The 13,161-nt window shown below is 68.9% G+C and carries 13 protein-coding genes; 7 read left to right on the top strand and 6 right to left on the bottom strand.

What is annotated here, in order from left to right:
- Window positions 1–279 precede the first annotated feature (279 nt).
- On the top strand, window positions 280–2,403 hold the full coding sequence (locus BCEP18194_RS09085) for a site-specific recombinase (RefSeq protein ID WP_011350984.1): 2,124 nt from the start codon (window positions 280–282) through the stop codon (window positions 2,401–2,403).
- A gap of 165 nt (window positions 2,404–2,568) precedes the next feature.
- Window positions 2,569–3,870, top strand: coding sequence for a THUMP domain-containing class I SAM-dependent RNA methyltransferase (locus BCEP18194_RS09080; RefSeq protein ID WP_011350983.1), 1,302 nt, complete (start codon window positions 2,569–2,571; stop codon window positions 3,868–3,870).
- 96 nt (window positions 3,871–3,966) lie between these two features.
- Here BCEP18194_RS09080 and BCEP18194_RS09075 read toward each other — a convergent pair whose 3' ends face one another.
- Complete coding sequence (locus BCEP18194_RS09075) at window positions 3,967–4,431, bottom strand: SRPBCC family protein (protein WP_011350982.1); 465 nt, start codon at window positions 4,429–4,431, stop codon at window positions 3,967–3,969.
- Window positions 4,424–4,756 (bottom strand): ArsR/SmtB family transcription factor, encoded by a 333-nt coding sequence (locus BCEP18194_RS09070; RefSeq protein ID WP_011350981.1) that lies wholly within the window; start codon window positions 4,754–4,756, stop codon window positions 4,424–4,426. The genes BCEP18194_RS09075 and BCEP18194_RS09070 overlap by 8 nt, the downstream gene beginning before the upstream one ends.
- A 173-nt stretch (window positions 4,757–4,929) precedes the next feature.
- On the opposite strand from BCEP18194_RS09070, the gene BCEP18194_RS09065 reads away from it, so the two are divergent.
- Entirely contained in the window at window positions 4,930–5,340 is a 411-nt protein-coding gene (locus BCEP18194_RS09065) for a VOC family protein (protein ID WP_011350980.1), read from the top strand.
- A 73-nt stretch (window positions 5,341–5,413) separates the two neighbouring features.
- The gene (locus tag BCEP18194_RS09060; protein WP_011350979.1) at window positions 5,414–6,100 is read left to right on the top strand and encodes a helix-turn-helix transcriptional regulator; all 687 of its coding nucleotides are present in this window, start codon (window positions 5,414–5,416) and stop codon (window positions 6,098–6,100) included.
- Between the two features lie 87 nt (window positions 6,101–6,187).
- Here BCEP18194_RS09060 and BCEP18194_RS09055 read toward each other — a convergent pair whose 3' ends face one another.
- Window positions 6,188–7,111 carry a carbon-nitrogen hydrolase family protein gene (locus tag BCEP18194_RS09055; RefSeq protein ID WP_011350978.1) on the bottom strand — a complete coding sequence of 308 codons (924 nt, stop codon included), beginning with the start codon at window positions 7,109–7,111 and terminating at the stop codon, window positions 6,188–6,190.
- A gap of 80 nt (window positions 7,112–7,191) precedes the next feature.
- Here BCEP18194_RS09055 and BCEP18194_RS09050 point away from each other — a divergent pair, with 80 nt between their 5' ends.
- Window positions 7,192–8,112 carry a LysR family transcriptional regulator gene (locus BCEP18194_RS09050; RefSeq protein ID WP_011350977.1) on the top strand — a complete coding sequence of 307 codons (921 nt, stop codon included), beginning with the start codon at window positions 7,192–7,194 and terminating at the stop codon, window positions 8,110–8,112.
- A 102-nt stretch (window positions 8,113–8,214) separates the two neighbouring features.
- On the opposite strand, the gene BCEP18194_RS09045 is transcribed toward BCEP18194_RS09050, so the two are convergent.
- The 3 genes from BCEP18194_RS09045 to BCEP18194_RS09035 are packed head-to-tail and all read right to left on the bottom strand — an operon-like array spanning window position 8,215 to window position 11,150.
- A complete protein-coding gene (locus tag BCEP18194_RS09045) occupies window positions 8,215–9,669 on the bottom strand; it encodes an NAD(P)(+) transhydrogenase (Re/Si-specific) subunit beta (protein ID WP_011350976.1) in 1,455 nt (484 codons plus the stop codon).
- The gene (locus BCEP18194_RS09040; RefSeq protein ID WP_011350975.1) at window positions 9,666–9,992 is read right to left on the bottom strand and encodes an NAD(P) transhydrogenase subunit alpha; all 327 of its coding nucleotides are present in this window, start codon (window positions 9,990–9,992) and stop codon (window positions 9,666–9,668) included. Before BCEP18194_RS09040 ends, BCEP18194_RS09045 begins: the two co-directional genes overlap by 4 nt.
- Before the next feature lie 18 nt (window positions 9,993–10,010).
- The gene (locus tag BCEP18194_RS09035; RefSeq protein WP_041493010.1) at window positions 10,011–11,150 is read right to left on the bottom strand and encodes a Re/Si-specific NAD(P)(+) transhydrogenase subunit alpha; all 1,140 of its coding nucleotides are present in this window, start codon (window positions 11,148–11,150) and stop codon (window positions 10,011–10,013) included.
- 277 nt (window positions 11,151–11,427) lie between these two features.
- On the opposite strand from BCEP18194_RS09035, the gene BCEP18194_RS09030 reads away from it, so the two are divergent.
- A complete protein-coding gene (locus BCEP18194_RS09030) occupies window positions 11,428–11,937 on the top strand; it encodes an NUDIX hydrolase (protein WP_041492741.1) in 510 nt (169 codons plus the stop codon).
- Window positions 11,934–13,085 carry a tRNA 2-thiouridine(34) synthase MnmA gene (gene mnmA / locus BCEP18194_RS09025; protein ID WP_011350972.1) on the top strand — a complete coding sequence of 384 codons (1,152 nt, stop codon included), beginning with the start codon at window positions 11,934–11,936 and terminating at the stop codon, window positions 13,083–13,085. Before BCEP18194_RS09030 ends, mnmA begins: the two co-directional genes overlap by 4 nt.
- Window positions 13,086–13,161 lie beyond the last annotated feature (76 nt).

Below are 13,161 nucleotides of genomic sequence, written 5' to 3'. Positions count from 1 at the left end.
CGGCTTGCGTTTTCCGGCCCGATTGACGATCCTACGCACTTTCCGGCTCGCGCCGCTCGTCGTGCGCGCCAGCCAGCGGCGCCGGGCCGCGTTCGGCCCGACCGCCGTGCCTCCCGGCGCCCGCACGCGATCGGCGTGCACCGCAGCGGGGCAGCCGCATCGCGGGTCGTCGCGCCTCGTCCGGCAACCGGCCCCGTCTCACCCGTTCTCCCCGGCGCCGCGCCGTTTCCCCGGCCGGCATCCCGAACCCGCCCGCCGAGGGCTTTCGCTATTCCGTTTATGTTTCGTTCCCTGACGACCCTGATCAAGAAGTGGCGCGCGTCGCGCAATGCCGGTCACCAGCTCGATGCGCTGCTCGCGCACGCCGACGCCGATGCGTCGTACGCCGAGCGCAGCGAATGGCTGATCGAGCTCGCGCACTGGCTGCGCCGCACCGGCACGATGCAGGCCGCGCAGGACACGCCGGCCGATCGCGACGCCGATGCGCGCGCGTATCCGGCCCATGCGCGGTTGCGCTACCTGTTCCACGTGCTCGATCGCAATCCCGCGTGGAAAACCCACGCCGCGCGCATCCTGCGCGGCATCCTGCGCGAGTGCGACGGCATCTCGCTCCTGTGCGACGCCGGCATGCCCGTGCACTCGGGCTTCTTCGGCGCGCTGTTCGAGCGGATCGACTCGTCGCTGATCCCGCCCGCGCCGAACCGCCGCGAGCTGTCGGCGCTGTTCACGCTGATGTTCCCGACGCCGGAAGACGCGCAATGGATCGACACGCTGCCCGACGATCTCCTCGCGCGCCTCGCCGAGCTGATCTCGTTCGACGTCACCGACGAAGAGCGCCATGAACCGGGCTCGTTCTCGCGCGACCTGCTGGCCGCACTGCACAACCTGACCTGCCAGATCAGCTCGACCGGGCTGTCGCAGACGGTGCGCAGCCGGCTTTCCGACGACGACGCACGCAAGCCGCTCGAAACGCAGCCGTTCTACCGCCTCATGCGCGCGATGCTCGCGGTCGAGACTGCGCACGCGGCCGTCGAGGACGGCGGCGACCCGAGCAAGCTGCTGCACGAGGTGAACTACCTGCGCGTGCTGCTCGACGAATGCCGGATCGCCGTCGACGACGTGTTCTCGCACCTGTACCGCAACGGCGTGTCGGTCGACATCGTGTTCCAGGTCGAGCGGATGCGCATGCGCATCCTGCGCGCCGAGATGCTGCTGAACGCGTGGATGGCGCGCGACGACCTGCACGGCATGGCGCACCTGACGGCCGAGCTCGTCGACGCGAACCACAACAGCCAGAGCGTGTCGCACCTCGTGCGCAGCAACTTCTCGCTGTTCGCGCGCAAGCTCGTCGAAACCAACGCGGACACCGGCGAGCACTACATCTCGCGCGGCCGCGCCGAGTACCTGAAGATGTTGCGGATGGCCGCGGGCGGCGGCCTCGTCACGGTCGTGACCGTGTGCGTGAAATTCGCGATCACGGGCGCGCACCTGCAATCGATGTTCGAAGGGCTGCTCGCGGGCGTCAACTACGCGGCCAGCTTCATGCTGATGCACTTCCTGCACTTCACGCTCGCGACCAAGCAGCCCGCGATGACCGCACCGACGCTCGCGCGCGAGCTCGACGACACCGGCCACGAGGAAGGCGTGAAGGCGTTCGTGTCGTCGGTGATCGCGCTGATCCGCACGCAGGCCGCCGCGATTTCCGGCAACGTGCTCGTCGTGCTGCCCGTGTGCCTGCTGGTGCAGCTGTTCGCGGGCAACGTGCTGCACGCGAACCTGATCTCGCCGGAAAAGGCGCACGTGACACTGCACTCGTTCTCGCTGCTCGGCCCGACGCCGCTCTACGCGGCGCTGACCGGCGTGCTGCTGTGGGCGTCGAGCCTGATCGCGGGCTGGGCCGACAACTGGTTCGTGCTGCACCGGGTCGGCGACGCGCTCACGTACAACCGCCGGCTGCGCCTCACGCTCGGCGCGGCCGGCGCCGCGAAGCTCGCGCACTTCTGCCGGTCGAATGTGGCCGGCGTGGTCGCGAACGTCGGCCTCGGCCTGATGCTCGGCCTCATTCCGGCGATCGTCACCGTGTTCATGTTCCCGTTCGAGGTGCGGCACGTGACGCTGTCGGCCGGGTCGATCGGCATCGCGCTCGGCGTGCTGGGCAAGGACGCGCTCGGCACGCCCGAGCTGTGGTGGGCCGGCGCCGGCGTGCTCAGCATGGCGATCCTCAACGTGCTCGTGAGCTTCGCGCTCGCGTTTACGATGGCCGTGCGCTCGCGCAGCCTGCGCCGGACCAAGGTGCGCGCGCTCATCGTCGCGATCGTCCGCACGGTGCTGTCGAACCCGCTCGCGCTGTTCTGGCCGGGCAGCGGCCCGGCCGCGCGCGCCGGCCAGACGGGCTCGCACTGACCCTGCGGCAGTATGGCGGTGCCCGCCCGGGCGCCGCCGCGCGGCCTCCGGGCACGCCTGCGCGGCGCCCGGGCCCGCGCCGCAGCATCGAAACGCGACGCAACGCCGGCCCCGGCCGCCCGCGCCGCGTACAATAGTGGACTTTTGCACGTCCTCACCCGCCTTATGTCCTCGCCCACCCTGTACGAATTCTTCGCCCCCTGCCCGCGCGGCCTCGAAGCGGCGCTTGCCGCCGAGCTGGCCGAAATCGCCGGCCGCCACCTGAACGGCGCGCCGTTCACCGCGGGCGCGCAGGTGCCGGGCGGCGTCCACTTCAGCGGCGGCTGGGCCGCCGGCATGGCCGCGAACCTCCATTCGCGGATCGCGAGCCGGGTCCTGCTGAAGATCGCGCACCGCGCGTACCGCAACGAGCAGGACGTCTACGCGCTCGCGCTCGAGCAGCCGTGGGAGCGCTGGTTCGCGGCCACGCAGACGCTGCGCGTCGACATCACCGCGATCAAGTCGCCGCTGAAGAGCCTCGAATTCGCGACGTTGCGCGTGAAGGACGCGATCTGCGACCGGATGCGCGACAAGACCGGCGCGCGCCCGAGCATCGACACCGGTGCGCCGGACGTGCGCGTGTTCGCCTTCCTGACGGCGGGCGAATGCACGCTGTACCTCGACACGTCGGGCGAGCCGCTGTTCAAGCGCGGCTGGCGTCTCGACAAGGGCGCGGCGCCGCTGCGCGAGAACCTCGCGGCCGGCATCCTGCGCCTGACGGGCTGGACGCCCGGCACGGCACTGTACGACCCGATGTGCGGCAGCGGCACGTTCCTCGCGGAAGCCGCGCAGATCGCGCTCGGCGTGGCGCCGGGTGTCGAGCGCCGGTTCGGCTTCGAGAAACTCAAGCAATACGACATCACCGCGTGGCAGGGGCTGAAGGTCCCGGCGCTGGACGCGAAGCGCGCGGCGCGCGGCAAACGCGGCGACGCACTCGGCGTATACGGCAGCGACATCTCCGGCGACATGCTCGAGAAGGCGCGCGCGAACCTCGACCGCGCAGGCGTGCCGTCGGTATGGCTCAAGCAGGTCGACGCACGCGGGATGACGCCGCCGTGCGACGGCCCGGGCATCATCCTCGCGAACCCGCCGTACGGCGAGCGGATCGAAGTGCGCGGCCGCAGCGCGCGCGGCGAGGTGCGCGAGACGGGCCGCAACCGCGGCAACGACGATGCATTCCGCCGCACCCACACCGACGCGCCGGACAGCGAGTTCTTCAACGCGCTCGGCGATGCGCTGAAGCAGCGCTTCACGGGCTGGCAGGCGTTCCTGCTGACGTCCGACCGATCGCTGCCGGGCCAGCTGCGGCTGCGCGAATCGGCGAAGACGCCGCTGTTCAACGGCGCGCTCGAATGCCGGCTGTTCCGCTTCGACCTGATCGCCGGCAGCGTGAAGGCGCGCCCGGCCACGCCGGAAGGCGACGCGTAACCTGCGTCATGGTCGCGATGGGGCCGCTGGTGCGCCCCCTCCGCGGCAACCGGAACGCCGCCGTTACCGCACCCGCGGCAACGGCGGCGTTTCGTTTCAGTGCTTCGAGCACTCCCAGCGCCCCATCGTGAACGGCAGCGCCTGCCCCGTCTCGAGCAGCGTCTTGAGGCTCGACAGCACGACCGGCCAGCCACCGCGAATCCCGCGATCCATCTCCGAGCCCGGCACCAGCCCGTCGTGCGTGACGGTCAGCTTCACGACGCCCTCGTGCGGCTCGACGAGATAGGTCACACGCGACTCCTCACCCTCCCCCGTCGGCGTGCGCCACGTGACGACCAACTTGCGTGGCGGATCGTGCTCGACCACTTCGCCGACGATGTCGACCCGCGACGGATCGTCGTAGTCCTGATGCTCCCAGCGCGAGCCCGGCCGCCAGTCGGGCGACGCGTTGCGGTGCCGCACCCAGTAGTCCTTCGTCAGCTCGGCGTTGGTGAGCGCATCGAACACGCGCTCGGGCGTCGATGCGATGAACGTCACGTACACAAAGGCGGGATTACTCATCGTTGTCTCCAGGATCGCCGGCCGCTTCCAGCCCGCGCTTGAGATCCGCCAGCGCCTGCAGGCGCTGACGCTCGAACTTGCCGATCCAGCGTTCCGCGATGTCGTGGATCGGCACCGGATTCAGGTAATGCAGCTTCTCCCTGCCGCGCCACGTCGTCGCGACGAGATTCGCGGCCTCGAGCAACGCGAGATGCTTGCTCACGGCCTGCCGGCTCATCGCGAGCCCGTCGCACAGCTCGGACAGGGTCTGCCCGCTTTTCGCGTGCAGCAAATCAAGCAACTGGCGGCGCGTGGCATCGGCCAGCGCCTTGAAAACGAGATCCATGCCACTCCCGGGTCAATGACCGTATTATGCAACCATACGGTTGCATGTCAAGGGTGACAACTCTACTGACAATACGGTGTCAGCAGCCCGCGATCACACTGCAATCCCGGCGCAATGCAAGGCTGGTTTCCGCACCGAACCCGAACAACAAACCACGCAACTAGGAGCGCGTCATGACATCCGCAACGGCCACTGCCACCCCCACCCTCGAGCGCGCGATCGCGTGGTTCGACATTCCGTCCCTCGATTTCGACCGGGCGATCCGCTTTTACGAATCCGTGCTGCAGACGACGCTGCAGCGCGCAGTCATCGGCGGCGTGCCGATGGCCACGTTCGACCGCGACGCATCGAGCACGGGCGGCAGCATCGTGTTCGATCCGCAGCAGCTGAAGCCGAGCGCGAACGGCGTGCTCGTCTACCTGAACGCCGGCGAATCGGTCGTCGCGGCGCTCGAACGCGCGAAGCGCGCGGGCGGCGTCGTGCAGGGCTCGGTCGTCGAGCTGCCGAACAACTACGGCTACGTCGGCTACCTGATCGACACGGAAGGCAACCGCGTCGGCCTGCACGCGCCGAAATGCCACTGAGCGCAGCGGCCATCGGGCGCGCGCGGCGCTATCATCGCGAAGTCCCCACTGCCGTTGGAATCGAGGTGCCGTCATGACGCGCCGTGCCGACCGCCTGTTCCAGATCGCCGAGCTGCTGCGCGGGCGTCGTCTCACGACCGCGCAGCAGCTGGCCGACTGGCTGTCGGTGTCGCCGCGCACGGTCTATCGCGACGTGCGCGACCTGCAACTGTCAGGGGTGCCGATCGAAGGCGAAGCCGGCATCGGCTACCGGCTGAACCGCAACGCGAGCCTGCCGCCGCTCACGTTCACGGCCGAGGAGCTCGCCGCGCTCGCCACCGGCGCACGCATGCTCGAAACCTGGGGCGGTGCGCGCTTCGCAAGCGGCGCGCGTTCGGCCCTCGCGAAGATCGCGTCGGCGATGCCGGCCGACAAGCGCACGGCGCTCGACCGCCTGCCGGTGTTCGCGCCGTCGTTCCACATCGACGAGACGTTTTGCGCGAAGGTCGACGCGATCCATCAGGCCATCGACACGCACCACGTCGTCAGCTTCGACTACCGCGACCGGCTCGGCGCGCATTCGCAACGCCGCGTGTGGCCGCTCGGGCTCGTCTACTGGGGCGGGCGCTGGACGATCGGCGCGTGGTGCGAGCTGCGCGGCGATTTCCGCACCTTCGACATCGCGCGGATGGGCGACATCATCGTGCACGAGCAGTTTCCGGACATGGAAGGACGGCGGATCGCCGACTACATGCGGATCGCGGAAGCACCGATGCGCTGACGCGCTGACGCGGCACGACGGCGTGCGCGTTGCGCGCCGCCGCCGTTCATGTTCCGGGCCGCCGTGCGGCGCCCGGCCCATCGTTCCCTACTCGCCGAACACCACCGTCCGCTTCGCCCGCTCGTCGACGTGCAGCGAGAACACGTCGGGGCGCGCGTAATGCCCGACCACGTCGAAGTCGTAGCGTGCCCGCACGAGTTCGTCGGTATCAATACGCGCGGTCACGAGCCCGGCTTCGCCGATCAGCGGCTCCGTCAGCAGGTCGCCGAGCGGCCCGACGATCACGCTGCCGCCGCGGATCAGCGGCCGCTCCGGATCCCAGCCCGGCACGTCGATGCCGAGCGCGCGCGGCGACGGCTGCACCTGGCACGCGCTGACGACGAAGCAGCGCCCTTCGTGCGCGATATGCCGCATCGAGCTCTGCCAGACGTCGCGCTCGTCGACGGTCGGCGCGCACCAGATCTGCACGCCCTTCGCATACATCGCGCAGCGCAGCAGCGGCATGTGGTTTTCCCAGCAGATCGCGGCGCCCGCGCGGCCCGCCGCCGTATCGACGACGGGCAGCGTCGAGCCGTCGCCCTGCCCCCAGATCAGCCGCTCGGTGCCGGTCGGCATCAGCTTGCGGTGCTTCGCGACGAGCCCGTCGCGCGGATCGAAGAACAGCGCCGTGCAGTACAGCGTGCTGCCGCCGCGCTCGATCACGCCGACCACGAGGCTCGCACCGGTGCGCTGCGACAGCGCGGCCAGCTCGTCGGTTTCCGGCCCCGGCACGTCGATCGCCTGCGCGGCGTAGCGCGCATACGCGTCGCGGCCTTCGGGCAGCCGGTAGCCGAGCCGCGTGCCGAAGATCTCGCCTTTCGGATAGCCGCCGAGCACGGCCTCGGGCAGCACGACGAGCGACGCGCCGCTGTCGCGGATCGCGGTTTCGTAGCCGAGGATCGTGTCGAGCGTGGCGCGCGTGCCGGCGGGCGATGCGCCGATCTGCAGCGCGGCGATGACTGACATGGACATGGAGGCGTCTCCGGTGAATGGGGTAACGCCATCTTTATCGATATGATGTCATCGATCAAATCGATAGAACGATAAGTGTCATGAATGCAGATGATATCGCCGGCCTCGACCTGAACCTGCTGAAAGTGTTCGAGGCGCTGTACGAGGAAGGCGGCGCGAGCCGCGCGGCGCTGCGGCTCGGTCTCACGCAGTCGGCGGTGAGCGCGGCGCTGGCGCGGCTGCGCGTGATCTATGCCGATCCGCTGTTCGTGCGCACCGGCCGCGGGCTCGCGCCGACGCCGCGCGCGGACGAACTGAAGCCGATCCTGTCCGACGCGCTCGACCGTTGCCGCGAAAGCCTCGCGATCGCGGCCGACGGCGGCGACCGCATCGGCCGCACGATCTCGATCGGGCTGTCGGACGACTTCGAGATCGCGCTCGGCCGCGCGCTGATCGACGCCGTCGCGCGGGAAGCCGGCGGCATCCGGTTGATCTTCCGGCAGACGCACAGCGGCATCGCCGGCGACGCGTTGCTGCGCCACGGCGTCGACCTCGCGATCGCATCCGGCGGCTTCTCGGCGAACGGGCTCAGCCGGCGCGCGGTCGCGACGGGCGGCTATGCGTGCCTGATCGACCCGGCCGCCCGCGAGCGGGCGCCGCGCACGCTGACGCTCGCCGATTTCCTGCGGCGCGACCACCTGCTCGTGTCGTCGGGCGGCGTGATCGGGATCGTCGACGAGGCGCTGGCCCCGCTCGGCCACAAGCGGCGCGTCGCGGCGTCGACCACGCATTTCGCCGCGTTGCCGTACCTGCTCGCCGGCTCCGACGCGGTCGCGACGATTCCCGCGCACGCGGCACGCGCAATCGCGCAATCCACCCCGTTGCGCGCGCTCGCCTGCCCGGTCGACTTGCCGCACTACCCGGTGGAAATCGGCTGGCGCACGAGCACGCAGCGCGACCCGGCGATCGTGCGCGTCCGCGACACGATCGCCGCGTGCGTCGCGAATCTGGTCGCACCATGAAAAAGACCCGGCCGGCTTGCGCCGGTCGGGCCTGTCCGGTCACAGGCTGCCCGGAAGTCGAAGCAGGCAGCCGCGTCGCTCGTGCGTGCGAGCGTGCGTGCCTCATTCGACCGACTTCACCATGTCCTCGATGACCTTCTTCGCATCGCCGAACACCATCATCGTCTTGTCCATGTAGAAGAGATCGTTGTCGAGCCCCGCGTAGCCGGCCGCCATCGAGCGCTTGTTGACGATCACCGTGCGCGCCTTGTACGCCTCGATAATCGGCATCCCCGCGATCGGCGACGCCGGATCGTTCTTTGCGGCCGGGTTCACGACATCGTTCGCGCCGAGCACGAGCACCACGTCGACCAGGCCGAATTCGCCGTTGATGTCCTCCATCTCGTGCACGATCTCGTACGGCACTTCCGCTTCCGCGAGCAGCACGTTCATGTGCCCCGGCATCCGCCCCGCGACCGGATGGATCGCGTACTTCACGTCGATGCCCTTCTCGACCAGCTTGTCGGTCAGTTCCTTCAGCGCGTGCTGCGCACGGGCCACGGCCAGCCCGTATCCCGGCACGATCACGACCGTTTCCGCGTTGCCGAGCATGAACGACGCGTCTTCGGCCGAGCCCGACTTCACCGGCCGCTGCTCCTTCGCACCTGCCGCGCCACCGGCGGCCGCCTCACCGCCGAAGCCACCGAGGATCACGTTGAAGAACGAGCGGTTCATCGCGTGGCACATGATGTACGACAGGATCGCGCCCGACGAGCCGACGAGCGAACCGGCGATGATCAGCATCGCGTTGTTCAGCGAGAAGCCGATGCCGGCCGCCGCCCACCCCGAGTACGAGTTCAGCATCGATACGACCACCGGCATGTCCGCGCCGCCGATCGGGATGATGATCAGCACGCCGAGCGCGAACGCGATCGCCGTCATGATGATGAACGGCAGCCACGACTGCGTGACGAAGAACAGGATGCCGAAGCCGAGCATCGCGAGCGCGAGCATCAGGTTGAGCAGGTGCTGGCCCGCATACACGACCGGCGCGCCCTGGAACAGCCGGAACCTGTATTTGCCAGACAGCTTGCCGAACGCGATCACCGACCCGGAGAACGTGATTGCGCCGACGACCGTGCCGATGAACAGCTCGACACGGTTGCCGTACGGGATGAAGTCCGACGACACCGCGTCCTGCGGCACGAGCCCGAACGCTTCCGGCTCCGACACCACCGCATACGCGATGCACACGGCCGCGAGACCGATCAGCGAATGCATCGCCGCGACGAGCTCCGGCATCTTCGTCATCTCGACGCGCGCGGCGACGAACGCCCCCACGCCGCCGCCGACGATCAGCGCGCCGAGCACCAGCGCGATGCCGAGCGGCAGGTTCGCGCCGAGCCACTCGGCCTGCTTGACGATCAGCGCGATCGTCGTGAGGATCGCGATGGCCATCCCGGCCATCCCGAACAGGTTGCCGCGCCGCGCGCTCTTCGGGTTCGACAGGCCTTTCAGCGCCTGGATGAAGCACACCGATGCGACGAGGTACAGCAGCGTGACGACGTTCATGCTCATCGCGCGCCCTCCTTGCCGCCCTCGGCCTGCCTGGGCGCCTTCTTGCGGAACATCTCGAGCATGCGCCTCGTCACGAGGAACCCGCCGAACACGTTGACGGCCGCGAGCGCGACCGCGAGCGTGCCGAACACCTTGCCGGTCGCGCCGACGGTCAGCGCCGCCGCCAGCATCGCGCCGACGATCACGATCGCCGAGATCGCGTTGGTCACGGCCATCAGCGGCGTATGCAGCGCCGGCGTGACGTTCCACACCACGTGGTAGCCGACGTACACCGCCAGCACGAAGATGATCACGTTGATCACCGTGTGATTGATGACTTCCATGGTCGCCTCCTCTCCCGGCTACTTGCGCGCGACTTCGCCGTCGCGGCACAGGAGCGTCGCGGCGACGATGTCGTCGGTCAGGTCGATGTTCAGCGTGCCGTCCTTCGTGACGATCAGCTTCATGAAGTCGAGCAGGTTGCGTGCATACAGCGCCGACGCGTCCGCTGCGACCATCGACGCGAGATTCGTGTAGCCGGCGATCGTCACGCCGTCGTGCACGATCACCTGGTCGGCGACCGTCAGCGGGCAGTTGCCGCTCTTGCGGCCGTCGAATTCCGGGCCGCGGCCGGCCGCGAGATCGACGAGCACCGAGCCCGGCTTCATCGACTGCACAGTCTCGACCGAGATCAGGGTCGGCGCCGGGCGCCCGGGAATCAGCGCGGTGGTGATCACGATGTCGGCCTGCTTCGCGCGCTCGTGCACGAGCGCGGCCTGGCGGCCGAGCCACGACGGCGGCATCGGGCGCGCATAGCCGCCCACGCCCTGCGCAGCGTCGCGCTCTTCGTCGGTTTCGTACGGGACGTCGAGGAATTTCGCGCCGAGCGACTCGATCTGCTCCTTCACGGCCGGCCGCACGTCGGACGCCTCGATCACCGCGCCGAGGCGCTTCGCGGTCGCGATCGCCTGCAGGCCCGCGACGCCCGCGCCGAGAATCAGCACGCGCGCGGCCTTCACGGTGCCCGCGGCCGTCATCAGCATCGGAAAGAAGCGCGGATACAGCGCCGCGGCCACCAGCACGGCCTTGTAGCCCGCGATGTTCGCCTGCGACGACAGCACGTCGAGGCTCTGCGCACGCGTCGTGCGCGGCGCGGCTTCGAGCGCGAAGGCCGTCACGCCGGCCGCGGCGAGCTGCGCCGCCTGTTCGCCGTTGAACGGGTCGAGCATGCCGACCAGCACGGCGCCGCGCTTGAGCAACGGCAGTTCGGCGTCGGTGGGCGCCTGCACTTTCAGCACGATGTCGACATCGAAAGCAGCTGACTGGCCCGTCAGTTCGGCACCGGCGGCCGCGTAGGCTTCGTCCGGATAACTCGCGGCGATGCCGGCCCCTTTCGCGATACTGACCCGATGCCCGGCCGCCGCGTATTTCTTCACGGTTTCCGGCGTCGCGGCCACGCGCGTCTCGTTCGCCCGCGTTTCGGCAGGCACGCCAATATGCATCGTCGGTCCCTCCGTCATCGTCAGTTTTTCGTTTCCTGCGATTTCTACTGCGCAACGAGCCGGGCAGGCTGACGACCGGCTCACGAGCGACGGCATTCACCTTTCACTTTAGGCGAAAGCGAAGGCCGTACCCCCACGCTCCGCACGATCGTGCGAGATGGCGACGCCGGCCCGGCCGGCATCGCCGCGTATCGGCGGGACAGACGAATTGAAAGGGTCCGATTCGTTTAACGCAGCGACCGGCAGCGTTCGGGCGCAACCGGTAAAATGCCGAACCATGAAACCCGAAATCTGGACCCCGCATGTGACGGTCGCCGCGCTCGTCGAGCACGCCGGCCGCTTTCTCATGATCGAGGAAGAAACCTCGTCGGGCCTGCGCATCAACCAGCCGGCAGGCCACCTCGAAGCCGGCGAAACGCTGGCCGACGCCGTGATCCGAGAGACGCTCGAGGAAACCGCGCACCCGTTCACGCCCGACGCGCTCGTCGGCGTCTATCTCGCGCACTACGACCGCCCCGGCACCGCCGGCGCGACCTACCTGCGCTTCACGTTCTGCGGCACGGCCGGCGAGCCGGTCGCGGGCCACGCGCTCGACGACGGCATCGTCCGCACGCTGTGGATGACCGCCGACGAACTGCGCGCGTGCGGCGAGCGCCATCGCTCGCCCGCGGTGATGCGCTGCGTCGACGATTACCTCGCCGGGCGGCGCATTCCGCTCGATTTCGTGCACACGCATTCGGTCGCGCCGCGCCCCGAAGCATTCGAACGTCAGGCGGTCAACAAATGAGCAAGCGCCGTGTAGTAGTGGGCATGTCGGGCGGCGTCGATTCGTCGGTGACCGCGTGGCTGCTGAAGGAACAGGGTTACGACGTGGTCGGCCTGTTCATGAAGAACTGGGAAGACGACGACGACGGCGAGTATTGCTCGACGCGCCAGGACTGGATCGACGTCGTGTCGGTGGCCGACCTGATCGGCATCGACGTGGAAGCGGTCAACTTCGCGGCCGAATACAAGGACCGCGTGTTCGCCGAATTCCTGCGCGAATACTCGGCCGGCCGCACGCCGAACCCCGACGTGCTGTGCAACGCCGAAATCAAGTTCAAGGCGTTCCTCGACCACGCGATGTCGCTCGACGCGGAAATGATCGCGACCGGCCACTATGCGCGCGTGCGCGAGCGTGACGGGCGTTTCGAACTGCTGAAGGCCTACGATCATACGAAAGACCAGTCGTACTTCCTCCACCGGCTGAACCAGGCGCAACTGTCGAAGACGATGTTCCCGCTCGGCGAGATCCCGAAGACGAAGGTGCGCGAGATCGCCGCACAGATCGGGCTGCCGAACGCGAAGAAGAAGGATTCGACCGGCATCTGCTTCATCGGCGAACGGCCGTTCCGCGATTTCCTGAACCGCTATCTGCCGACGAAACCGGGCCCGATGAAGACGCCGGACGGCAAGATCGTCGGCGAGCACATCGGCCTCGCGTTCTACACGTTCGGCCAGCGCAAGGGCATCGGCCTCGGCGGCAGCAAGAGCGGCAATGGCGATCCGTGGTTCGTCGCCGCGAAGGACATCGCGTCGAACACGCTGTACGTCGTGCAGGGTCACGATCATCCGTGGCTGCTGGCGCGCGAGCTCGTCGCCGGCAACGTGAGCTGGGTCGCCGGCGAGCCGCCGGCCGAAGGCTTCGCATGCGGCGCGAAGACCCGCTACCGGCAGGCCGACGCGGCATGCGCATTCGGCGCCGCCACGCCCGGCCCGGCAGGCGAAGCACGCTTCTCGCTCGCGTTCGACGACGCGCAGTGGGCCGTCACGCCCGGCCAGTCGGCCGTGCTGTACGACGGCGAGATCTGCCTCGGCGGCGGGATCATCGAATCCGCAGTCATCGGCCAGCCCGGTCAGACGGCACCCGCGCGGGCGCTTGCCGAAGCACGCTGACACATATTCGGTTTAGACTTGCGGCACGCCGCGCCCGGCGGAACACGATTCCGCCGCGGCCGGCACGCCGCCGCGC

This window comes from Burkholderia lata, assembly GCF_000012945.1.
In the GTDB taxonomy this organism is placed as follows: domain Bacteria; phylum Pseudomonadota; class Gammaproteobacteria; order Burkholderiales; family Burkholderiaceae; genus Burkholderia; species Burkholderia lata.
Note: the sequence above shows the minus strand (reverse complement) of the source record. Positions and strands in the feature narration are given on the sequence as shown.